This is a genomic window from Bacillus sp. ok061 (assembly GCF_900108285.1).
In the GTDB taxonomy this organism is placed as follows: Bacteria; Bacillota; Bacilli; order Bacillales; family Bacillaceae_G; genus Bacillus_A; species Bacillus_A thuringiensis_S.
Genome location: NZ_FNUW01000002.1, coordinates 293224 through 316895 on the forward strand (window position 1 = coordinate 293224; position 23672 = coordinate 316895).

Below are 23672 nucleotides of genomic sequence, written 5' to 3' on the forward strand. Positions count from 1 at the left end.
GTGAAATCCGACCTCTTTAATTTTTGTATCGGGCTATGTTTTCTAGTGAACAAATAAGAAAACATTATAGTATACAGGAGGTGGACACCTTAGTTTTTTAAACTAAGGGGATTCATTGGAAATATTTAATTTAGTCATGGTTGCGATTTTAATCGCATTTACTGGATTTTTCGTAGCAGCAGAGTTTGCGATTGTAAAGGTACGTTCAAGTCGTATTGATCAGCTTGTTGCGGAAGGGAAACGCGGTGCTTTAGCAGCAAAAAAGGTAACAACAAATTTAGATGAATATTTATCTGCTTGTCAATTAGGTATTACAGTTACAGCTATGGGATTAGGTTGGTTAGGTGAACCGACAATTGAAAAGTTATTACACCCGTTATTTGAGAAATGGAATATAAATCCTTCTATCTCATCAGTATTAACATTTGGTCTTGCCTTTATGCTAATGACGTATTTACACGTTGTAGTAGGGGAATTAGCTCCGAAAACGATGGCAATTCAAAAGGCTGAACAAGTAACATTGTTATTGGCAGGTCCGTTAATGATGTTCTATAAAGTCATGTATCCATTTATTTGGGTATTAAACGGTTCAGCTCGTGTTGTAACTGGCTTATTCGGTTTAAAACCAGCTTCAGAACATGAAGTAGCTCATACAGAAGAAGAATTACGTCTTATCCTTTCAGATAGCTATGAAAGTGGCGAAATTAATCAAGCTGAATACAAGTATGTAAATAACATTTTTGAATTTGATAATCGTATTGCAAAAGAGATTATGGTACCGCGAACAGAAATCATTGGTTTCTACCTGGAAGATTCAGTAGAAGAACACATGAAAGTAATCCAAAATGAACGATACACACGTTATCCGATTTTTGGAGAAGATAAAGATGATATTATCGGTATGGTCAATGTAAAAGATTTCTTTATTCGATATATGAACAACGATAAAGAAGATTTATCATCGATTCGCACGTATATGCGTCCGATTATTGAAGTGATGGAAACAACTCCAATTCACGATTTATTACTTCAAATGCAGAAGAAGCGAATTCCGATGGCTGTTTTATATGATGAGTACGGAGGAACAGCAGGAATTGTAACGCTTGAAGATATCTTGGAGGAAATCGTCGGCGAAATTCGTGACGAATATGATGAAGATGAAGCACCACCAATTCAACATGTGAATGAGCACCATAAAATCGTTGATGGAAAAGTGCTTATCTCAGAAGTAAAAGATTTGTTTGGATTACACATTGAAGAAGACGATGTGGATACAATCGGTGGTTGGATTATGATGCAAAATCATGAAATTGAAGAAGGACAACATGTTGAGGCGGAAGGTTATGAATTTAAAGTGTTAGAAAAAGACGCTTACCAAATTAAACGTGTTGAAATTCGTAAAATGGAACAAGAGCAAGAAGAAGAGAAAGCAGCAACTGTGTAAGTTGCTGCTTTTCTTCTAAAGTACAAAAAATGAGAACTTAGGAGCGGATATTTTGATTCAAGAAGCCTTACGTGTATATCGATTACAATTGTATGTGATCTTTAGTGGTTTACTACTTATGTGGACGATTACTCCGTTTGGAAAACAAGTGACAGGGTTTGGTATTGGATTAGCAGTAAGCGCCTATTGTCTTTGGTTATTAGCTCGCAGAGTGGAGAAACTCGGAAAAAGTATCGTAATGAAGGAAAAGGCTCCTGGATTAGGAGTGTTAAACCGATTTGCAGCTGCTATTTTAGGAGCTATCATCATGTATGAAATTGAGCATGAAATGGAAATGTGGGCATTCGGTACAGGTATTTTAGGTGGTCACTTTTTAATGATTGCAAATTTAGCTTATGCAAATATGCAATTAGTGAAAGAAGAAGAGAAGCAAAGGGAACATGCTTCGAAAAACATAGAGCTATGATGAAAGGGACCTAATCGGGTTCCTTTTTTAGTTTAGCGATATGATACAAGTAATCAAATTAACGACAAATATAATACGCTTCTTTTTTTTGTTTTTCAATAGTATGAAAAATAATAAAAAAATTTTAAAAAACCCATCGATTTCTAAAGGTTATGTATGTTATTATGACAAAAGACTTTTTGAAAGAGGTGGATACCAATGTTACAAGCGCTACTTATTTTTGTGCTTCAAATTATTTACGTTCCAATTTTAACAATCCGTACGATTTTGCTTGTAAAGAATCAAACAAGATCCGCTGCTGGTGTTGGATTGTTAGAAGGAGCTATTTACATTGTCAGTTTAGGTATTGTATTTCAAGATTTATCAAATTGGATGAATATTGTTGCCTATGTCATTGGCTTTAGTACGGGACTGTTATTAGGCGGTTATATAGAGAATAAATTAGCAATTGGTTATATTACGTATCAAGTTAGTTTACTAGACCGTTGTAATGAATTAGTAGATGAATTACGCCATTCTGGATTTGGTGTTACAGTATTTGAAGGTGAAGGTATTAATTCTGTACGTTATCGCTTAGATATCGTCGCAAAGCGTTCTAGAGAGAAAGAGCTTTTAGAAATCATTAATGAAATCGCACCGAAAGCGTTTATGTCTTCGTATGAAATCCGTTCATTTAAAGGTGGATATTTAACGAAGGCGATGAAGAAGAGAGCGTTAATGAAGAAGAAAGATGAACATGTATCGTAAAAAAGAGGAGTAGTGCTGCATTAAAAGCGCAGTATAAGTCCAAATGTAAAAGGGAGGAATCTATTTTGATGTAGATTCCTCTCTTTTTTATGAAAAATATTCATCTATTAATTCAAAAAACTAAATCGTATAATTATTTTTTTTACACATTCTCAAATTAATGATTAGCCATATAATTTGAAAAAATACCGGTATGATAAACGTGATTAATAAAACGATAAGTGATATTGATTTAATTTCGGGTGTTTGAGTAACACCGGCCCCATCAACATCTCGTAGCCAAATAATAGCTGCCCATATTCCAAAAACGATAATCCAAAATATGTTACCAATCCACCAAGAAATCCATCGTTTTTTCATGTTAGCACCCCCTACATTTATCTACTGTTAAAAGTATATTTTCGTTCGTTACATTTATCCCGCTATTTGCCGGGCAGTAAGACCCCCACCTCAAAATTCAGCGGAAGCAAAAAAGTTAGGTGGGGATCGGGCTGTCCGTAAAAGCTCGATTGGTGAGGGCTAATAATCAGTGGGGGATGAACAAAACCCCTACCGATTAAAGTTTCACTTTATAATGAAATAACTATAAAATTAGTTTTTCTTAACTGTATACCTAACTTGTTTAAAGGTTACCATTTCTCCATCATCATTATCATCTTTCGTTTGCAAAAGTTGAACTTTTGGTTTGTAGTCCGTCCTATGAGCGTGTTCGATATCTTTAATGTTAAGCTTGTAGGATTCACCATTTTTTAGTTTTTGTTCCAACACTTTTTTATTAGCAACATAAATAAAAGTTACTTTATTTTCATCAATGCCTTTCGTTTTAATTTCTAATTCATTATCTTTTGCTGTGATCGTTGGTGTTAATAATTCCATACTGCCTTTCCCGCTTTCTAAAGAATTCTCTGCTATAGTTGAACATCCTGATAATATGATTCCAGTGAATAGAAGAACAGCTAATTTCTGTTTCATAACATCCCTCAATTCCATGTGAATTTTGATTTTGGTATTGCTAGATTACTAGTGTGGAGCGTAAATGTTTAGTTAGTACCCTTTTAATTGTACCATAATATGTAAATTAAAACAGGATGTATATCCAATTTAAGGGAGATTTAAAAATTTACTGATTGTTGTAAATTCGTGTGTTTTAGCTTCTATTTCAATCGAAATGTAGACGAGAGAAAGAAATTTTTTTATAGAAATTATAATTTTTACATTTTACAATAATGATAGGGAATAGATGAATTCATTTACTTCGGAGGTAGTTACTTGAACATTAACGAGAGGGCAATTGAAATGTTTGAACAAAATAAATATGAGGAAGCGATGGAATTGTTTCAACAAGCAGTACATGAATCTAGAGGTGTACAATCTCTCAATAATCTTGCTTGGATGTACTTTTATGAGGAAGAAAATGATGATAAAGCTCTGGAATTAATAAAAGAAGTTGTTAAGTTAGATCCTTCCTCATACTTTCCTTATAACATCTTAGGGGAAATTTACACGAAACAAGAAAAATGGGAAGAAGCGAAAGAAGTATTGCAAAAATCTATTTCGATGCAACCATCGGATCAAGCATTTCACAATGTAGCTGTAGCGCATTATAACCTTGGAGAGCTGGAAAAAGCTTCGGAATTTTTCTTGCGAGTTGCAGGGGATTCGGACTATATAATGTATAGCTATGTAAAATGTTTAATTGATTTAGGGCGAACGACAGAAGCGAAAGAGCAGTTAGATGCTTTTAACAGGAAATCTGATGATTTTTTAGGAGAAATTCATGTAGCAGATTTATATGTTGAGTTGAATTGCTATAACGAAGCAATTGAATGGTTCGAAAAGGGATACAAAGAAGTTTGGAAAAGTCCTAACTGGATTAGTAGGTTTGTGTATGCTCTATATAAAGCTAATAATTTCTCCCGTATAAATGAAGTTATACAGGAATCTATCGAAGCGAAAACATCAGAAATAGAAGATGTTCAGAATGAAGAAGTAGAAGAAAACTGGACAGCAAAAGATAAGAAAGAGTTAATTGAGGAATATACAGAAGAGAATAATTGTTATAAAGCAATGATAGAATGTATCAAATCTGGATATGTTCCAGGGTTAGAATTTGAAACTTATCATTTAGGGGGTTGCTATTTATTTGGTTGTAAAAGACATAATCATCTTGAATATGAAAAATAAAAAGATTCGACTGTCAAGTATGATGGTCGAATTTTTTTATTATAGGTTGCTTGTCTAAAGGTACCATCTCAATTGTAATGTGTTAAAGAGGTTTCGTCTCATTACATAGGTATATATCCTCTTTAGAGCTCTCTTTTTTAATATTTAAAATATGTAGTGAAATAAAACCAATAAGTCCTATTCCGCCAAAAATAAGCCATGGTGTATACATTCCGCTTAAGTTGGATGTAAAAGATGTACCGGTATAATTACCAATGATAAAACCAAATGCGAGTGATAGTTGATAAAATCCGAAGAAAGTGGCTGTATATGATTCATTACTGTAATTTGCAATAGCGATATCAGCGTTAGGTAATACGAGTGTTTCACCGATTGTAAATAAAATTACACAAATAAAGAGCCAATATGGGTGTTGAAATAAAGGAATGAGTAAAAAGGAAATACTCATTAATAAAACACCGTATTTAATAATCGAAAGTGTGTTGTATTTATGAAATAGTTTTCGGAATAACACCATAAATATGACGCCTGTTATTGCATTTATCGTAATAACTAGTGTAGCAAGCTGATTGCTATTACTAATATTTTTCATATGAAGTGGAAGTGCGACAGTAAGTTGAGTAAACATAATATAGAAGGAAATCATAATAAATGAAAACAAAAGGAAAGATTTGTTTTGTGAGATAGCTTGTATGCCTAATGTAATAGACGTGTTTTCAGTAGTGACTTGGAAGTGATTTTTAAGTAAGTAAAAGATAAAAGCAAATAACAGCATAAGAGATCCTGTTAGAGAGAAAGCGTAGAGTGGATCGAGTAAGAGTAAGAACCCTCCTGCAATTGGTCCGATTATTGCACCGCAATTAAAGCTAAGGTTTAAATATGTAAATAAATTTTTTCTCAAATGAGCTGGCTGTGAGCCAAATATAGCGCGAGCGGCAGGTTCGTAAAATGCAGTTCCGAAGCCAATAAGTGCAGAAGAAATAGAAATTGTATAGAAATCAGAGCATATTCCTAAAGCGATAAATCCGATTCCTCTCAAAAATAAACCGGCTATCATCATAATGATATAGCCTATTTTGTCAGCAATTAACCCTGAGAATAATGGGATAACTCGTGATGTAATTGTCATAACCGTCAACACTGTTCCTACTTGGACAGCAGAAAAATGAAGAAAGGTTAATAGATAAATAGCTAAAAATGCGTATACTGCAAAATACCCAAAAGACATAAAAAATGAAGAAATAAGCATGAAACGTATCGGTGTTGAGAAACTTTTCATAGAAATCCTCCTAATTATGTAACCAGTAAAATTATTTGATGGTTAACTATTTTATACTATAATTATACATAAAGTCAGAAAAAAGTAAATTTTAAGAAGAAGGTGGATCGAATTGAATCAAAACGCTCCAAATGAACTAGAATATATTCGGGAATTTTTAAATACATGGAGAATACCAAACGATACGAGAGAGCCAATTGATTTGCTGCAAACAAAAGAAGATATAAAGCTCTTTATGAAAGAATATTTTGATGAAGAGTTTCCATTTCATACGATAGAGGAATTAAGAGGTTTTCGAGAAGATATTCGGATGACAATTGAAGGCGAAGGGTCATTGCAAAAATGGTTAGAGAAATACCCATTTCATGTACATATAAAGGATGATATGAAAGGTATTACATATGAACCAGTATATGAAGAGAATGTGTATACAAAAGTGTTAAGCATTGTGTTAATGTCAATTCAAGAAAATGTGTGGGGAAGGTTAAAAGCATGTCCAGATTGTCGCTGGGTATTTTATGATTATTCGCGAAATGGAAGTAAAAGATGGTGCGGTATGTATGCTGGAGAAGAAGGAGGAAGAGCATGCGGTACGATTGCGAAAGTGAAAAACTACCGGGCGAAAAGAAAAGGGAGATCAGATTATAGTGTGTAATTTATATTAGGAGAAATAAAATCGATGGGGGAATAAAGGATATGGAAGGCACACAAATGTTAGCTATAAATAAAAAGTGTTGGGATACAGTTGCACCTTATTTCTTTCAAGTTGATTGTTTGCCTAGATACGGTCCGTATACAGCGTCTGAAGATGAGATTCGTTTGTTCGATTCAATCAGAAAGAAAAAGGTTCTTGATATTGGCTGTGGAAGTGGGCATTCGTTGCAATATATGGCGGAACAAGGGGCAGAGGAATTATGGGGGCTTGATCTTTCGAGTACACAAATTGAAATAGCGAATAAGATGTTAAAGGATTGGAATCCAAAGTTAGTATGCGGAGCAATGGAAGAAGAAGGAGATATTCCGAAAGGGTATTTTGATATTGTATATTCCATTTATGCATTAGGTTGGACTTCAAATTTAGGGAAACCAGTAAAGCTTATTTATTCCTATTTAAAGCCAGGAGGAAGTTTTATTTTTAGTTGGGAGCACCCAGTATATTCAAACTTACAGTATGGTACAGAAGAAGTTGCTATAAAGTCTTCTTATCATGAGGAAACGTCCATTACGTTTGAAGCATTTAAAGGAGAAAATGTACAAGCGATATTATATAAGAGAAAAATAAGTACATATATAAATGAGTTAAATAGAGCAGGCTTTACAATTGAGAGAATAGAAGAGCCTGAACCATCGAGCTCGTTTGATGGAGAACTAGCTGAGCCGTCTACGAAATATTATTCTTTATATAAAGCTAGGATGGTGCCAACTACTTTTATTATTAAGGCGAGGAAATAAATTGTTTTATAAAAAGAAGCCTATCGTTTCAAATAGTTGAAATGATAGGCTTCTTTATTTTTAAAAAAATAAGGTCAGAGGTGTACTTTTAAAAAAAAAATGCATTTCATATAAAAGGTGTAATGATTTTAGGGAAGGGGGATTGTTGTGCGTCATCATAAAAATTGCAAAAAATTCGGAGTGGCACTGCCTCTTCCGCTTATAGGTGCAACTGGTCCAACAGGTAATAGTGGCCCTGTAGGTCCAACTGGAGGGCATGAAGGTCCTGTTGGTCCAACAGGGATGACTGGACCGACGGGAGCAACTGGTCCCCAAGGTCCTCAAGGTATCAGGGGAATACAAGGTTCGCGAGGGACAACAGGAGCACAGGGAATACAAGGAGCTGTTGGTGATACCGGAGAGCAAGGTATAACTGGTCCAACTGGCCTCCAAGGTGCTCAAGGATTAATTGGAAACCAAGGTCCAATTGGTGATATTGGAGTACAAGGATTAGAAGGAACACAGGGAGCTACGGGTCCTGCTGGTAGTCAAGGAATACAGGGCACACAAGGAATACAAGGGGAAATAGGTGAGCGAGGACAAACGGGGGCACAAGGAATACAAGGAGAGAGAGGGGTAACTGGAGTCCCAGGGATAACTGGTCCCCAAGGTCCTCAAGGTGTTCAAGGGATACAAGGAGAGCAAGGGGCTATTGGTATACAAGGAGAAGACGGCCCTCAAGGAATACAAGGAATTACTGGAGAACAAGGACACCAAGGTAATCAAGGGGCACAAGGTGTAGTAGGACCAACTGGTTCTACTGGAATACAAGGTCCTCAAGGTATAAGCGGAATAAAGGGAATAACCGGTGTAACAGGCCCTCAAGGTCCACAAGGTGTTCAAGGAATACAAGGAGTAAGTGGATCCACAGGTTTTCAAGGAGCAAAAGGAGTACGAGGGATAACAGGAGCAACTGGTCCTACTGGTACACAAGGCTCAGAAGGACCACCGGGCGGTCCGACGGGAACAACCGGTCCAATTGGTCCATCTAGTGGAGTGACTGGTCCATCAGGTCCACCTGGCCCGCCAGGAGGTCCAACAGGTCCAACGGGTGCGACTGGTTCAACAGGTGTAAGCGGGGGGATAGGACCAATTGGAGCGCAAGGAGTGCAAGGTATAACAGGTCCAACAGGTCCTCAAGGTGTAAGGGGAGCCCAAGGTTCCCAAGGTTTAGTTGGAGCAGTTGGAGTCCAAGGAGCACAAGGTCCTCAAGGTAACCCAGGTATAACGGGTCCACCGGGTGCAGAAGGTTCTCAAGGAATACAAGGTACGCGTGGAGTAACTGGTCCAACAGGTGCAGAAGGCCCTAAAGGTATTCAAGGTATTCAAGGTGTAATAGGCCCAACAGGTGCACAAGGAATGGTGGGAATACAAGGGATAGCCGGTCCAGCTGGTGTTACAGGAGCGGAAGGAGTTCAAGGTGAACAAGGAATCCGAGGAGCAACGGGTCCAGCTGGAGCGCAAGGTATACAAGGAGTACAAGGAATTCAAGGGGAAACAGGAGCAGCTGGAGCACAAGGTCCTCAAGGAGTTCAAGGGATACAAGGGACTACGGGATTGACAGGTGCACAAGGTGCACAAGGTCTTCAAGGAGTGCAAGGAATAATCGGTCCGACTGGAGCTATTGGTTTGCAAGGTCCCCAGGGAGAAATGGGGCAGGTAGGTCCAACCGGTTCTCAAGGAATCCAAGGAGTGCAAGGTGTAATCGGTCCGACAGGGGCAACTGGTTTACAAGGGGATCCAGGTCCAACTGGATTAACCGGATCAACTGGGGTAACCGGTCCGACTGGTTCTGCAACGGGTCCAACAGGAGCAACCGGTCCAACGGGTCCTCCGGGAGGCCCAACAGGTCCAACCGGTCCAGCAGGATCACCAGGGGGTCCAACCGGTCCGACTGGTTCTGCAACGGGTCCAACAGGAGCAACCGGTCCAACGGGTCCTCCGGGAGGCCCAACAGGTCCAACCGGTCCAGCAGGATCACCAGGGGGTCCAACCGGTCCGACTGGAGCAACAGGGGCAACAGGGGCGACCGGAGCAACAGGAGCAACAGGAATCCAAGGAGTGCAAGGAATACAGGGTCCAACAGGAGCAACCGGTTTAACAGGTTTGCAAGGGGTGCAGGGGCCGATGGGGGCAACAGGTCCAACGGGTGACCAAGGCATTCAAGGTCCACAAGGGATACAAGGAGTAACCGGCCCGACAGGTCCGCAAGGTCTACAAGGATTACAAGGCTCAATCGGCCCAACCGGTCCGACAGGTCCCCAAGGAGTGCAAGGGGCACAGGGTCCAATCGGTCCAACCGGCCCACAAGGGGTTCAAGGTATACAAGGTGAGCAAGGAGTAAGGGGAGCGACAGGTCCAACTGGTTTACAAGGTCTACAAGGCGTACAAGGTCCGAGTGGCCCAACTGGCCCACAAGGAGTGCAAGGCGTACAAGGTCCGAGTGGCATAACAGGCCCAACCGGTCCTCAAGGAATACAAGGTATCCAGGGACCGCAAGGAAGTATAGGCCCAACCGGTCCTCAAGGAATACAAGGAGTGCAAGGTCCCCAAGGTCCAACCGGTCCGACAGGGGCAACGGGTCCTCAAGGAATTCAGGGAATCCAAGGTCCAATTGGTCCAACTGGTCCCCAAGGAATTCAGGGGATACAAGGAGTGCAAGGTCCAATCGGCCCAACTGGTCCAACCGGCCCTCAAGGTCTACAAGGAATAACCGGCCAGGCGGGCCCAACCGGTCCAACAGGAGCAACCGGTCCGACTGGAGAAACGGGTCCCCAAGGTCCTCAAGGAATTCAAGGACCCCAAGGGATAACGGGTCCAACGGGAGCAACCGGCCCGACTGGAGAAACGGGTCCCCAAGGTCCTCAAGGAATCCAAGGACCCCAAGGGATAACGGGTCCAACGGGAGCAACCGGCCCGACTGGAGAAACGGGTCCCCAAGGTCTTCAAGGAATCCAAGGACCCCAAGGGATAACAGGTTCGACGGGAGCAACCGGCCAGACGGGAGTGACTGGTGCCACTGGACCGACTGGAATCCAAGGCATACAAGGAATAACTGGAGCAACAGGGGGAACGGGAGTAACAGGCCCAACCGGTGCCACTGGTCCAACCGGCTTAACTGGAGCAACAGGATCATCTGCTATATCGACAGGTGGTGGCTATTTCTTTTCTACATCAACAAGTACAATTGCAGCAAATGCCAATATTCCTATTAACTCGGGATCCACTGTATATGGAACTGGTGTATCTTTAACTAGTGCTACAACTGTCACAGTATCGACGCCAGGAATATATTTAGTAAGCTACTATTTCCAAGGGGACGCGACTGGTGGGAATGAAGTAGTATCTGTAAGATTACTATTAAATGGAACACAAGTAACAGGGAGTTTTATACAAAATGTAACGACATCAACTGTAGTATTGGAACCATCTATTTCAAATACGCTTCTTGTAAATGTAGCTAGTGCAAATTCAACGTTTATATTACAAAATGGCCCGCTCGGTGTTGGGCATGTGACTACAATAGCAGGTACGATTACGGCAAGTTTAAATGTAGTGAGAATATTATAAGAAATATAAAAACACAAGGAATGTCTTTTTAGACACACCTTGTGTTTTTGATGTTAAATGAACAATTTTTTATCCTGCATTAACGGGCAGTAAGACACCCACTACAAAATTCAGCTAGAGTAAAGAAGTTAGGTGGTAGATCAACGGACCGTAAAAGCCCGATTGGTTTAACTAATAATCAGTGGGGATGCCCCCACTGATTAAAGTTTCGCTTTATCTTTTTGGCTGAAAAATATGTTGAAAGAAGTATTTATGATGTAAGTTATCTACAATTTTATTTGCTTGATATGTGCGATGTTGTTCGAGTCGAAGTCTTTGCTCCATCATTTTTATTGCGTGATCAGATAAACGTAACATAATACATATCTCCTTTTCTATAAATATAGGTGACTATTTGATATCGATCCCATATTTATAATTAAGGAGGCAAGATGTGTAACATAGGCAAAAAGCACCTTCCTCTCCCATTACGCTTACGAGGTTAGCTGTCGGACTCGGGAAGTGAGAGTTTCCCTACTTAAAAAAGATTCGCCCCAAGTAGCATAGCTACAAAATTGGTTCCCCCGCTCCAAAATTTGGACTCAGCAAAAGGTATTATAAGGTAAAAGGTAACATAAACAAAATGATTAGTCAAATTATTTTATTTTTTCTGTTTTTTTAATTGTGTAAGTACTATTCCATCAGGTAGTTCGGTGTATGTTACTTCAAGGAAGCCGTGTTTTTTATATAATGCGATAGCAGGGGTATTCGCTTTACCTGTTTGTACAATGTATGTCATAGAAGAAGGGAACATGTTAAATATATAAATTAGGAGTTTCGTTGCAATTCCTTTTTGAAAAAAATCGGGCGATACAACTAACCTGTGGATATCAATTAGTTTTTCTTCTTGTGCAAAAGAAATAAAGCCGACAAGTTTATTTTCAAAAAAATATCCATAGAATGTTTCAACGCAACTTTGAATATCGTTTACAGTATCATATAAACGGGGTATGGCAGTACTATTTAAGTAGTCCCCTTCAACTTTATAGGCTGGAATTTGAACTTGTAAAATGGATGTTGCTACTTCAAAAGAAGTGGAATTTAACTTAAGAATCATAGATAATGATGCCTCCTTTGAATATGGTATATTAATATAATTTCTTTATGGGTGAGTTTGACAATATTTTTCTTTTTTGCATATAATATATGTATCTCCATATGTAAAATAGTAGTAAATATATTTCTATAGTGAAATATGATTAGCAATGATAAATACATATGTTTGTATTGAATCATACAAACTATAATAGAAATGGAGGACTAAAAATGGGATGGATTATCACATTAATAGTTGGTGCTATTATAGGTGCAATTGCTAGTTCTATAACGGGTAAAAATTTCCCAGGTGGTATGTTCGGAAATATTATCGCAGGTTTATTAGGTGCTTCGTTAGGTGGTAGATTATTTGGATCCTTTGGGCCATCATTTGGTGGGATTCATGTCGTGCCGGCATTATTAGGTGCAATCGTGTTAATTCTTATTGTATCATTTGTAGTGAAAGCTGCAAGGAAATAGAGATATAGATTATGATGAAGAGCCCTGAATAAGGGCTTTTCATCATTCGAAGAGGTGGTTTCATTGGAGAAAATAAATATAAGAAAAAGAGATAAGTTAAGAAAGTTTTTTAGAGAACAAAATTATTTGGCGGTATTGCTTGGATTTGCGTTATTGTTTATTAATATTTTATTACTAACAAAAATATCATTTGTTTTTACACCGTTTATCGTATTTTTAAAAACAATTTTCTTCCCAGTACTATTGGCAGGCGTGCTATTCTATATTTTGCATCCATTCGTTTCACTTTTAGAAAAGAAAGGTGTTTCAAGAATCGTATCGATAGCCTCAATATACTTAATAGTAATTGGATTATTTGTGTTTTTAGTTGTAACGGTTATCCCTATTATTAAAGATCAAATTGATGCATTAATTGATAACTTACCGTACTTTGGCCATGAGATTGAACAAGCAGCGCGTAGATTCGGGGAAAGTAATTTACTTGGTAAAATTCAGGAGAATTTAAATATTAATGTTGCGAATATGGTAAAAGACTATACAGTTGATTTTACAAAGTCATTATCATCAGTAACTGGGAATGTAACTGGATTCTTGAGTACTGTTACAGAGGTTGTTTTAACATTTGTAATGGTTCCATTTATATTGTTCTATCTTTTAAAAGATGGCGAACAATTGCCGAATCACTTCTTAAAATTCATTTCAGAACAAAGACAACCAGCAGCAATGAGAATACTAGATGATATGCACTATGCGATTAGCTCGTATATTAGAGGTCAAATTATCGTGAGCTTGTTTATCGGTATTATGCTATTAATCGGTTACCTTATTATCGGTATTAAATATGCGGTACTACTTGCGATTTTAGCGATGATTGTAAATATTGTTCCGTACGTAGGACCAATTATTGCTATTACACCAGCGTTAATTATCGCATTTATCGACTCGCCAGCAATGGTGTTAAAAGTAATCATCGTTATGATGGTTGTACAATTAGCAGAAGGTAAATTTATTTCTCCTCAAGTAATGGGGAAAAAGCTAGATATTCACCCAATTACAATCATATTTATCATTTTAACTGCCGGAAACTTATTCGGGATTATGGGCATTATTTTAGCCATTCCAGGATATGCGATATTAAAAGTGTTAGTTACGCACGGTTATAGATTTGTTAAGTTGAATACGTGAAAAAAGAGCTAAAACAGTGGGAACTGTTTTAGCTCTTTTTTATTAATAATTCATTTGCATATTGGCGCGCCCATTGATCCGCTTCTAATATAGCATCTAGTGAAGGGTCTTTTATGTTATGATGAGCTTCAACTGTTTTGTAAATTGTTTTTTCAATATCGAAAAAGACAATTTCATTTTTTAAGAATCGTGCATTCGCAATTTCATTTGCTGCATTTAATACAGCGGGAGTAGTACCACCGATTTTGCCACATTCATATGCGTATTGTAGACAAGGGAACTTCTCTAAATCTGGTTTTTCAAAATGTAAACTACTGATTTCTAATAAATTTAATTTTTCATAGGAAGAAGGTAGCCGAGTAGGATAGTGAAACGCATATTGAATAGGCATTCTCATATCAGGAGCACCGAGCTGTGCCATAACTGATCCATCAATAAATTCTACTAAAGAATGAATGATACTTTCTTTATGAATCATTACATCAATTTTTTCATACGGAATATCAAATAGCCATCTCGCTTCCATTACTTCGAACCCTTTATTCATTAATGTGGTAGAATCAATCGTTAGTTTTGCGCCCATTAACCAGTTGGGATGTTTTAAAGCGTCCTTAGCTTGTAATGTTTGCATTTCTTCACGTGTTTTATCACGAAAAGCACCACCGGAAGCTGTTACAATTAACTTCTCAATCTCTTTATTATTTTCTCCGTTTAAACATTGGAAAATAGCTGAATGCTCACTATCTACTGGAATTAAGCGACATCCGTTTTGTTTCGCTAGTTCAGTTACGATATGTCCAGCTGCAACTAACGTTTCTTTATTAGCGATGGCGATATCTTTCTTCGCTTTTAATGCTTCAATTGTTGGGAGTAATCCTGAAACACCGACAACAGAACTTAATACAAGATTTGAATCAGGGTGAGTAGCTACTGCAATTAAGCCATCAGTCCCGTGTGTGATTTTTGTATTTGCTGAAATACGCGTACGAAGCGTGTCTGCTAAGTCTTTTGTCGCAACGCTTACAATACGAGGTTGAAACGTTTTGATTTGTTGCTCAAGAAGATCAATGTTATAATTTGCGGTTAAACCGACGATTTTGAAATGTTCAGGATGAGCTGAAACAACATCTAATGCAGATGTGCCGATGGATCCTGTGGAACCTAAAATGGATATATATTTTACCATGAAAAAACCTCCAAAGTTGTTTCGAATATTTCTGCAAACCTATATATCATTAGACAATTGAAGTGGAAATTCCTGCTATATAAAATAGAAAATTCGGGTTTGTTTGGAAGTGAAATGTGATAAACTGTAAAAAAATAACGAAAAAGCAATGAAAGAGAAGAGTACATATTCGAAACTTTTCAGAGAGCTGATATGTGGTGGAAATCAGTAAGGGATGAATATGGAATGGGCTCTGGAGCTTCTAACTGAAATGAGTAGGTAAAGACGGTTACTTCACGTTATTGAAGTATGAAGTGAGCTAATGATAGCTAATTAAGGTGGTACCGCGGGAGTCTCTCGTCCTTTTTTAAGGATGAGGGGCTCTTTTTATTTTGAGAAAGGAGGAGTTAGTATGAGTGAGAAAATAATGTTAACAGGAATTAAGCCTACAGGTTATCCGCATTTAGGAAATTATATTGGTGCGATTAAACCTGCATTGCAAATGTCAAAGAATAATGAAGGAAAAGCATTGTACTTTATAGCTGATTATCATGCGTTAAATGCTGTGCATGATTCAGAAAAGTTCAGCAGTTATACGAAAGAGGTAGCAGCTACTTGGTTATCGCTTGGACTTGGGGAAGATGTTATTTTTTATAGACAAACAGAAGTGCCGGAGATTCTAGAATTAGCTTGGATATTAGCTTGCTTAACTCCGAAAGGACTTATGAACCGTGCTCATGCGTATAAAGCGAAGATGGAGCAAAATAAAGAAGCGGGGTTAGAGGTCGATGCAGGAGTGAATATGGGGTTATATACGTATCCGATTTTAATGGCAGCTGACATATTATTATTTCAAGCTACCCATGTACCAGTTGGAAAAGACCAAATTCAGCATATTGAAATCGCGCGTGATATTGCGACGTATTTTAATCATATATTTGGCACGACATTTACACTACCGGAGTATGTCATACAAGAAGAAGGAGCTATTTTACCTGGTCTTGATGGAAGGAAAATGAGTAAAAGTTACGGAAATGTAATCCCATTATTTGCAGAGCAAGAAAAACTTCGAAAATTAATATTTAAAATCAAAACAGATTCTTCACTTCCAAATGAACCGAAAGAATTAGAAACATTATTTATGATATATAAAGAGTTTGCGACCGAAGATGAAATACAGTCGATGCGTGAAAAGTATGAGACTGGAATCGGATGGGGCGATGTAAAAAAAGAGCTATTCCGTGTTGTAGACCGTGAGTTAGCTGGACCTCGTGAGAAATATGAGATGTATATGAACGAACCGAGCTTATTATACGAAGCGTTAGAAAAAGGTGCTGAGCGGGCAAGAGAAATCGCGAAGGTACATTTAGCAGAAATAAAGAAACGGATTGGATTTGAGAGGGGGCGCTGAGCGTTCCCTCGTTTTTCGATATAAATTATTCTTCATATCGATACGTAGAGCAAGGAGTTCGCATTTCTTTCCCGAACTTATTAGTTGCATATATTAAAAAGTATGCTAATATAGGGTTACTTATTAAACATGTTTAATAAGTAAAATTAAAGTCACTTATTAAATAAGTTTAATAAGTGAATCTCATTCAATAAAAAAGGAGATGAATGTATGAAAACGGAGAAAGAAAAGATGTTAGCGGGAGAAATGTATGTTGCGGAGGATGAAGAATTAGTGGCTGATAGGGTGGAGGCAAAACGTTTAACACGCCTTTATAACGAGGCGATGGAGACAGGAGATGAGAGGCGTTTTACGTTATTAAATCAGCTTTTAGGTTCTTCAGCTGATGGGAAAGCCCAAATTAATCCTGATTTTCGTTGTGATTACGGCTACAATATCCATGTTGGAAAGAGCTTTTTCGCAAATTTTAATTGTGTGATTTTGGACGTTTGTGAAGTACGAATCGGTGATAATTGTATGTTTGCACCAGGTGTCCATATTTATACGGCCACTCATCCTTTACATCCGGTGGAACGGAATTCTGGTAAAGAATATGGAAAGCCTGTAAAGATTGGTAACAACGTTTGGGTTGGCGGGGGAGCTATAATTAACCCTGGTATTTCAATTGGAGACAACGTTGTAATTGCCTCAGGGGCAGTTGTGACAAAAGATGTACCTCATAATGTAGTTGTTGGTGGTAATCCAGCTAAAGTTATTAAAACGATAGACTTATAGAAATCGTTTTTTACGGGTATATGAATAAACTGGTGTCTTATCGTATAGACAATGTGAAAGGTGTTTCATATGGAGAAATATAGTGCGGACAATCATACAAAGACATTACTTGCCTCTCGAAACGCTCTTTTTCTCTTATTTGCTTTGCCAGGTGTCGCGTTTGCTACATGGATTTCAAGAACAGCAACTACTCGAGATGTTTTAGCAGTGTCAAATGCAGAAATGGGCTGGATTTTGTTCGGACTATCTGTTGGTTCAATAATTGGTTTACTGAGTGCAAGCCGCTTCATTGACTGTAAGGGAGCTAGAGACGTTATTATAGGCAGTATGTTTTTTATGATTGTTGGATTGATTTGTTTAGGTATAAATATTTATTTTGTTTCTAGTATGGGGGCTTTTAGTAGCTTACTAGTATTTGGTGTAGGCTACGGATTGGCGGAAGTCGCATTGAATGTAGAAGGTTCTTCCATTGAGCAGAAATTAGGAACAACTCTTCTTCCGAAATTCCATGGCTTTTTTAGTGTAGGAACTTTAGTAGGCGCGCTCAGTGGTTCTGTCGCAGCGTCGCTTCACATCCCGATTCTGTATCAGTTTCTTGTGATTTCGGTCATGTTTCTATTACTTGTATGTATGGTGTATCGTTTTCTTCCGCATGGAACAGGAAAGAAGGAGAAATCGCGGAACAAAAGGAGAGAGAAGCGTACTTCCTTACGTATGGAAAAAAAGGTGCTTTTAATTGGTCTTTTTGTGCTTGGAATGGCATTTGCAGAAGGTAGTGCAAATGATTGGCTACCTATCGTGATGGTAGATGGACATGAGCAAAGTATAGTGGCAGGTTCTATTATGTACGCAATTTTTGTATTAGCAATGACGTTAACTCGTATGTGTAGCAGCTATTTCCTTGATCGATTCGGTCGTGTCGCTGTCGTACGTGCCACTATTATGATGGCGATTCTAGGAATTTCAATCGTAATATTTGGGGGTAATTCGTATTTTCTAGCATTTGGCGTAGTACTGTGGGGGATTGGTGCAGCGCTAGGGTTCCCAATTGGTCTGTCAGCTGCTGGAGATGACCGTGAAAATGCGACTTCTAATGTTGCTGCAGTTTCTATAATCGGTTTTACAGCGTTTTTAGTCGGACCACCATTTTTAGGGATACTTGGGGAAGCATTCGGAATACGTAATGCCTTGCTAGCTGTTTTATTATTTGTTCTTTTGTCTGGAATTGTATCGTCTATTACAAGAGAGAATACACCGAGCTAAATAAGGATTGCATGCAGCGGAAATATATCATCTCTATTGCTTTAGAAAATGATGTATGATATATTGTCAACGCAACTTATTAAAAGTGTTTAATAAGTATGTTGATTAAGGTGGTGAGCGATTTGAGTGAACAATTTGTTACTCAAAAATCGATTAAAGAGACGATCCTTCGCGGCATTCGTACGGCTCTTCTAGAGCAAGGAAGTGCGACGAAAGTTGAACTTAGTAATACATTAGAAATTAGTTTTCCAACGATAAGTAAATTTATAGAAAATATGAAACAAGATGGTGAAGTCACTTTAGTCGGTTTAGATGATTCAAGTGGCGGAAGAAGAGCGAAACGATATGCGTATAATCCAGAATATATGTTAGGATTAGCGATATTTTTAGAAAAAAATGAGACGAATTATACAATTTTTAACTGTTTAGGGGAAGTAAAAGAACAAGGGAGTACTTCAAGTGCATTAATTGATGCGGGACTAAGCGTATTAACAGAACATATAGAAAGTCTTATAGCTATGTTTCCAAAAATAAGTTCTATATCAATTGGTGTCCCTGGTGCGGTCGATAATGGGCGTATTTTCTATATTCCTGGATATGAAAAGTTTCAAAATTTTAATTTGAAAAGTCACTTTGAGGAACTGTTTTCTATACCAGTAGTAATAGAAAACGATATGAATGCTGCAGTGCTCGGGTATCATAAAAACACGGGGAATAATGACAATTCCTCTCTTGTATATTTGTATTCAGGTCAAAATGGCCCAGGTGCGGGGATTATGGTAAATGGAGATGTCGTACGCGGAAGTACATGTTTCTCAGGAGAGATATCTTTCGTTCCGCAGTATGATAATAAAAATTTCTTACAAGCTTTGAGAAGTGGGGATTCGAATAATTCAGAGGAATATAATATAGATGCTATTACTCGTTTAATAGCTACATGTATAGCTATTATTAACCCTCATGCCTTTATCTTCTGTGATGATGAAGTGAATGAATTTGTAATAGAGCAAATTGTAAAAACTTGTCCGCAGTACATTCCGGCGGAACATATTCCGAAAATAACAGTGAGTAATTGGAAAGAAGATTATTTATATGGATTAAAAAGTCTTGGACTTGATCTTATGATTACTAGAACGAATAAAGAAAATTAAATGTGCTGGCAATGAAGCATCCAATTGTCAGTTGAATAACATAAAAGAAAAGGTGTCGATTATGAAAATTGAACATGTAGCAATTTGGGTGAATGATTTAGAAGGAATGTGTGATTTCTATAAACAGTACTTTAATGGTGAAGAAAATAGCTTATATCACAATCCGAAAAAGCAGTTTGAATCTTATTTCATAACTTTTGAAGGTGGTGCGCGTCTAGAACTTATGAGACAAGTAGGGATAGACGATAAAATAAAAACACAAACAGTAGGATATGCGCATATTGCTTTTTCTGTAGGTAATAAAGAAAAGGTGAACGAATTAACTCATACATTAAGAGAAGCAGGGTACCCTGTGTTAAACGGCCCACGAACTACAGGGGATGGTTACTATGAAAGTGTAGTAAATGATCCTGAAGGGAATCAGATTGAGATAACAATCTAACATTATATTTACTAATAACTGATAAAAAATAAAATTTTGTTGTTCCCCCAAATGTTTACGAGAAACCTATTATTTCTGCAGAAAGGGGGACATAACATTGAGTGAAATCATTTTTATTTTCTGTATATATCCATTGCTTGTTTGTATTGTTTCAATAGCTGGAGCATATAAAGTAGGTACATTTTATGTGATGCCAATAGTAACATTTCTTATTTTTCTTATGTTAAATGTTACAGTGCACGATCCAGCATTTTTCTTTTGGGTTGGCATGTATACTATTCTTTCATTTATTGTTTCTTATATAACTATCCTTTTTATAAAGGGATATTAAGTTGTAGAAAGAGAGCATTAATATCATTTTGGGGAAATAGGGATTTACGGTGAACGATAACAACCTCATTTCACGTTGTAATGACGGGAAATGAGGTTGTTTTATTTCTATTTTTAATTAGAGTGATGAAAATCTCGAAGAATCCCCTCAATGACTGGATGAAGAGTGCTAGGTAACTCATCAAGCGGAAAGAAACGTAATTCTTTTGACTCAGTTTTATCACATATAAGCTCCCCGTGAAATTCGCGGCAAATATAAACAACGAGTACACCGTGTACTTGATCGCCGTTTGGATAGATTTGAAAGAAGTCTCGTCCTGAGTATGTACGGAATAGTTCTGGATTTTTGATGATAAGTCCAGTTTCTTCATATACTTCTCGCTTTAACGCGTCTTCTAACGTTTCGTTATATTCTAATGCACCGCCAATAATGCCCCATCGGTTAAAATCTGTCCGGAGCTGCAGTAATACTTCATCTTTTTCATTTAATATAATGGCATGTGATCCTATTAAAATAAGTGGATGATTTCCTACTAGATTTCTCATGTCTTCAATGTAGCCCATATTTTTGCTCCTTGTATTTAATAATAGTTAGGGAGTTCTTTTAACATTCTTTCTGTTTTACGCGCTGTAAAAGCTAAGTTATGGTCATCTTTCGTTCTGAAAAATAATGTGCGTAAAAAGGTTTTAATGTTGGCGCATAAAATACAATACTCATTAAGCGAAAGGCGTTTTCTAATTTGAGGAAGCCTTTTTATTTTTTTATGAATAATAGAAATTAACTCGTTTTGAGGAAAATCATGATACAGCATTGCTAGTAATGGAGTAGCAATGCGTTCATCTTCATTATTATGAAAAAGGTCAGATGGAATAAAAATTTTATTTAATAAACAATGAATTAATTCTTCGTACCATTCAAAGGTCGTATACGTATTATGAACAATTTCGGTGAAAGTATCAGATACGTGAGCAAGACAATGAGCCCATCCTTTGTTTTCAATATAGCCTCGAAAATCCGTTTCTAAGTTTGTATATGTAATGAGTTTATTTTTTATTTCTTCGATATCCTCCTCTGTACAAAAGTAGTGCGAATTAGCGAATTGGAGTATTAACGCAATTAACGAAACAGTGTAAGAACGTGTGAAAACCCCATCTGTATGTGGGGAGTAAATGTCACAATATAAATACTCATCACTTAAACAAGTTTGTAACAGTAATTTCAGCTGATCGTCCATAAGGAATTCATGATGAATGAAATGCGCAAAACATTTATATATAAGTTGGTAACGAACGTAGCTATCAGTCGTTCCGATATACTGAAGCATGTTCAAAGTTAACTCATTTATATCTATATGTTGCAGTTGCGTATAGTCATTTTGTTGTATAAGCTCTAACTGTTGTTGCAATGCTGTAATATCCACTGGAGAACCTCCTCCGCACTTTAAAGATGCGATCTTTTCTAGTATTCTATATATTCAAGGACAATCCTGCTCATGCAAGGAGAACGATTAGAAATTCGAGTATGATATAGATGAGGGAAGAATATGACGACGATAGAACAGTTAGAAAAACATTTTAAAATAAGAAGAAGTGCTTCTTCTATTATGATAAAAGAAAATAATGCAGAGGTTTTTACAGAAGAGCAATTAGAAGAGATGGTGCAATATTGCGTTGCTGAAGCTGAAAAAGATGGATTAGAAAAACTACATTTTGAAATCTCTTCAAAAAGTCTAAATTATGATGTGTATAAAAAATGTTTCGACACGTATTCATTTGAATATGTTACTGAAAACATGATTGTATTTAAAGATATATATGAAGTAGAAGATGTAGAAAGTGAAATTGATTTTAAGCTTATTGAAGAAGTTGGAGAAGAGGCTTTTTATTCACTGTGGAATGAAGTGACGGGAGAACTAGTCGTTCATGATCAATTTGTACATATGATGCTAGAAGAAATTGGTGAGCACTGGAAAGAACATTGTTTAACAGCGAGTGTCGATGAAGAGCCGATAGGAATTGTAATTCCGCATATTGAAAAGGGGACGTTAGAAGAGGGGAAACTTATGTACTTCGCAGTTACTCCAAATATGCGTAATAAGGGATATGAAGCTGCACTATTTGCAGGTGCGATGTTTGTCTTAAAGGAAATAGGTGCATCTTATTATATTGGTGAGACAAATGTACAAAATGAGTGGATGAAGGATGTTTTTGAAAAGAATGGATGTCAGTTGCTGAGTTGTACTGAGCGGTATGTGAGGAAGGTTTAAAGGATGAATGACGTACTCTCGCGAACTCATTTAGTGGGAGGGGCTATATATGTTAAAGCAAACATTTCATTCATTGGCTTTACTGTATCCAGATGTATTGTTAGAAGGCTGGAAAATTGAAAAAGTTTCAGAACGTTATGAAGGTGAAAAGTGGGAAAGTTTTTGGTTTCAAGTTGTTACTCTAACCGGAATGTTTCGGGTAAAAGAGTTTTTTCTCGATATAATGGAGCCAGTATTCCCTGATAGTTGTATTTCTCAGGCGAAAGGATGTTGTTTTCAATATAAAGGGCTTGTGTATTGGAAAGGTATAAATTACAAGGGGAAAGAAAGTTATGTTACATCTAAATGGAAAACACAAATTGAAATTTCTATTGATCGTGGATATGTAAACAAAGATGAAATGGAAAGATTTCTATTCGGGTTACAACCAGTAAATATGGAGTTCGCGAAAATGATATTACATACACCATTTCACCTATCGAGCTTTCAAGCAAAAAGAGATGGAATTGGTGAGATAGGAAGATGTCGAGGGTGGAGTGCTCCAGATGATGTATCATATTCGAACTTGCCAATTCATGAAAAGATAAGTTGGAAGCTCGAATCGGTCGGATTAGGGAATGATAAAACGCAGTATGTATACTGGGACGAAGGTAATAAACTATATGCACTTTGGGTTTGTAGACATAAAAATAAATTGTATTATCCTGTTTCTTCATGGATAACGAACTATGGCGTTAAACAGATTATAAATGGGTTAGAGTTTTATTCGCATAGAGAGCGGGGAACAGTTGTATATGAGGATTTAGGCATGGAACAAATTGCATATGTATTTCGAGGAAACCCGTGTACAAATTTTGAACAAGTAAAAGAACTTTTCGCCTGTTTGTAAGATAAAAAGAAAAATGAGAACGACAAAGTAGTTATTCCTATAATACAATAGAGTAAGATT

General features: G+C 37.3%; 25 protein-coding genes, 1 riboswitch and 1 other annotated feature. Of the genes, 17 read left to right on the forward strand and 8 right to left on the reverse strand.

The genetic code is table 11. The annotated features are described in order from the left end of the window. Positions 1-115 precede the first annotated feature (115 nt). The 3 genes from C4S65_RS04045 to C4S65_RS04055 all read left to right on the forward strand — a co-directional run bounded on the left by C4S65_RS04045 (position 116) and on the right by C4S65_RS04055 (position 2657). Complete coding sequence (locus tag C4S65_RS04045) at positions 116-1444, forward strand: hemolysin family protein (RefSeq protein WP_046957914.1); 1329 nt, start codon at positions 116-118, stop codon at positions 1442-1444. A 52-nt stretch (positions 1445-1496) separates the two neighbouring features. Further along, entirely contained in the window at positions 1497-1910 is a 414-nt protein-coding gene (locus C4S65_RS04050; protein ID WP_000613876.1) for an ATP synthase subunit I, read from the forward strand. 198 nt (positions 1911-2108) lie between these two features. Further along, positions 2109-2657 (forward strand): DUF2179 domain-containing protein, encoded by a 549-nt coding sequence (locus C4S65_RS04055; protein WP_000938444.1) that lies wholly within the window; start codon positions 2109-2111, stop codon positions 2655-2657. A 120-nt stretch (positions 2658-2777) separates the two neighbouring features. On the opposite strand, the gene C4S65_RS04060 is transcribed toward C4S65_RS04055, so the two are convergent. Then, positions 2778-3017 carry a DUF3923 family protein gene (locus tag C4S65_RS04060; protein WP_000747682.1) on the reverse strand — a complete coding sequence of 80 codons (240 nt, stop codon included), beginning with the start codon at positions 3015-3017 and terminating at the stop codon, positions 2778-2780. Between the two features lie 231 nt (positions 3018-3248). Beyond that, positions 3249-3647: a hypothetical protein gene (locus C4S65_RS04065; protein WP_086406947.1), complete on the reverse strand. Its 399-nt coding sequence runs from the start codon at positions 3645-3647 to the stop codon at positions 3249-3251. Positions 3648-3926: 279 nt separating this feature from the next. Here C4S65_RS04065 and C4S65_RS04070 point away from each other — a divergent pair, with 279 nt between their 5' ends. Then, complete coding sequence (locus tag C4S65_RS04070; RefSeq protein ID WP_098838363.1) at positions 3927-4841, forward strand: tetratricopeptide repeat protein; 915 nt, start codon at positions 3927-3929, stop codon at positions 4839-4841. A gap of 82 nt (positions 4842-4923) precedes the next feature. Here the strand turns inward: C4S65_RS04070 and C4S65_RS04075 are convergent, their stop codons facing one another. Further along, a complete protein-coding gene (locus C4S65_RS04075) occupies positions 4924-6120 on the reverse strand; it encodes an MFS transporter (protein ID WP_061666613.1) in 1197 nt (398 codons plus the stop codon). 112 nt (positions 6121-6232) lie between these two features. Between C4S65_RS04075 and C4S65_RS04080 the strand changes: the two genes are divergently transcribed. From C4S65_RS04080 to C4S65_RS04095, 3 genes are all read left to right on the forward strand, one after another. After that, complete coding sequence (locus tag C4S65_RS04080; RefSeq protein ID WP_001072945.1) at positions 6233-6775, forward strand: CGNR zinc finger domain-containing protein; 543 nt, start codon at positions 6233-6235, stop codon at positions 6773-6775. A 41-nt stretch (positions 6776-6816) separates the two neighbouring features. After that, entirely contained in the window at positions 6817-7572 is a 756-nt protein-coding gene (locus C4S65_RS04085; RefSeq protein WP_061666612.1) for a class I SAM-dependent methyltransferase, read from the forward strand. 147 nt (positions 7573-7719) lie between these two features. Beyond that, the gene (locus tag C4S65_RS04095) at positions 7720-11181 is read left to right on the forward strand and encodes a collagen-like protein (protein WP_258043838.1); all 3462 of its coding nucleotides are present in this window, start codon (positions 7720-7722) and stop codon (positions 11179-11181) included. Between the two features lie 213 nt (positions 11182-11394). On the opposite strand, the gene C4S65_RS34255 is transcribed toward C4S65_RS04095, so the two are convergent. Next, complete coding sequence (locus tag C4S65_RS34255) at positions 11395-11538, reverse strand: hypothetical protein (protein WP_000945244.1); 144 nt, start codon at positions 11536-11538, stop codon at positions 11395-11397. Positions 11539-11635: 97 nt separating this feature from the next. After that, positions 11636-11778, reverse strand: a riboswitch (cyclic di-AMP (ydaO/yuaA leader). 43 nt (positions 11779-11821) lie between these two features. Further along, positions 11822-12277, reverse strand: coding sequence for a GNAT family N-acetyltransferase (locus tag C4S65_RS04105; RefSeq protein WP_098436867.1), 456 nt, complete (start codon positions 12275-12277; stop codon positions 11822-11824). A gap of 209 nt (positions 12278-12486) precedes the next feature. Here C4S65_RS04105 and C4S65_RS04110 point away from each other — a divergent pair, with 209 nt between their 5' ends. Both C4S65_RS04110 and C4S65_RS04115 read left to right on the forward strand, forming a co-directional pair. Then, positions 12487-12735: a GlsB/YeaQ/YmgE family stress response membrane protein gene (locus tag C4S65_RS04110; RefSeq protein ID WP_000539733.1), complete on the forward strand. Its 249-nt coding sequence runs from the start codon at positions 12487-12489 to the stop codon at positions 12733-12735. A gap of 63 nt (positions 12736-12798) precedes the next feature. Further along, positions 12799-13920: an AI-2E family transporter gene (locus C4S65_RS04115; RefSeq protein WP_000411479.1), complete on the forward strand. Its 1122-nt coding sequence runs from the start codon at positions 12799-12801 to the stop codon at positions 13918-13920. Between the two features lie 28 nt (positions 13921-13948). On the opposite strand, the gene C4S65_RS04120 is transcribed toward C4S65_RS04115, so the two are convergent. Beyond that, positions 13949-15106, reverse strand: a complete 1158-nt coding sequence (locus tag C4S65_RS04120) for a 1-deoxy-D-xylulose-5-phosphate reductoisomerase (protein WP_000241792.1) — start codon at positions 15104-15106, stop codon at positions 13949-13951. A gap of 139 nt (positions 15107-15245) precedes the next feature. After that, positions 15246-15453: a binding site (T-box leader), on the forward strand. Positions 15454-15497: 44 nt separating this feature from the next. Between C4S65_RS04120 and C4S65_RS04125 the strand changes: the two genes are divergently transcribed. The 6 genes from C4S65_RS04125 (at position 15498) to C4S65_RS04150 (ending at position 20457) form a co-directional block, all read left to right on the forward strand. Further along, a complete protein-coding gene (locus tag C4S65_RS04125; RefSeq protein WP_098838364.1) occupies positions 15498-16496 on the forward strand; it encodes a tryptophan--tRNA ligase in 999 nt (332 codons plus the stop codon). Between the two features lie 210 nt (positions 16497-16706). Beyond that, entirely contained in the window at positions 16707-17270 is a 564-nt protein-coding gene (locus C4S65_RS04130) for a maltose O-acetyltransferase (RefSeq protein ID WP_097888904.1), read from the forward strand. 69 nt (positions 17271-17339) lie between these two features. Continuing rightward, entirely contained in the window at positions 17340-18533 is a 1194-nt protein-coding gene (locus C4S65_RS04135; RefSeq protein WP_061666608.1) for an MFS transporter, read from the forward strand. 122 nt (positions 18534-18655) lie between these two features. After that, on the forward strand, positions 18656-19684 hold the full coding sequence (locus C4S65_RS04140) for an ROK family protein (protein WP_000003030.1): 1029 nt from the start codon (positions 18656-18658) through the stop codon (positions 19682-19684). Between the two features lie 61 nt (positions 19685-19745). After that, positions 19746-20126: a VOC family protein gene (locus C4S65_RS04145; protein WP_000687551.1), complete on the forward strand. Its 381-nt coding sequence runs from the start codon at positions 19746-19748 to the stop codon at positions 20124-20126. A gap of 97 nt (positions 20127-20223) precedes the next feature. After that, the gene (locus tag C4S65_RS04150; RefSeq protein ID WP_001289514.1) at positions 20224-20457 is read left to right on the forward strand and encodes a YbeF family protein; all 234 of its coding nucleotides are present in this window, start codon (positions 20224-20226) and stop codon (positions 20455-20457) included. Positions 20458-20570: 113 nt separating this feature from the next. Here the strand turns inward: C4S65_RS04150 and C4S65_RS04155 are convergent, their stop codons facing one another. Beyond that, positions 20571-21020, reverse strand: coding sequence for an NUDIX hydrolase (locus tag C4S65_RS04155; RefSeq protein ID WP_000540464.1), 450 nt, complete (start codon positions 21018-21020; stop codon positions 20571-20573). Between the two features lie 17 nt (positions 21021-21037). Continuing rightward, entirely contained in the window at positions 21038-21877 is an 840-nt protein-coding gene (locus C4S65_RS04160) for a DUF2785 domain-containing protein (protein WP_000355445.1), read from the reverse strand. Between the two features lie 123 nt (positions 21878-22000). On the opposite strand from C4S65_RS04160, the gene C4S65_RS04165 reads away from it, so the two are divergent. Both C4S65_RS04165 and C4S65_RS04170 read left to right on the forward strand, forming a co-directional pair. Beyond that, positions 22001-22723, forward strand: a complete 723-nt coding sequence (locus C4S65_RS04165; RefSeq protein WP_000207415.1) for a GNAT family N-acetyltransferase — start codon at positions 22001-22003, stop codon at positions 22721-22723. 49 nt (positions 22724-22772) lie between these two features. After that, positions 22773-23612: a hypothetical protein gene (locus C4S65_RS04170; protein WP_097888905.1), complete on the forward strand. Its 840-nt coding sequence runs from the start codon at positions 22773-22775 to the stop codon at positions 23610-23612. Positions 23613-23672: the final 60 nt, after the last annotated feature.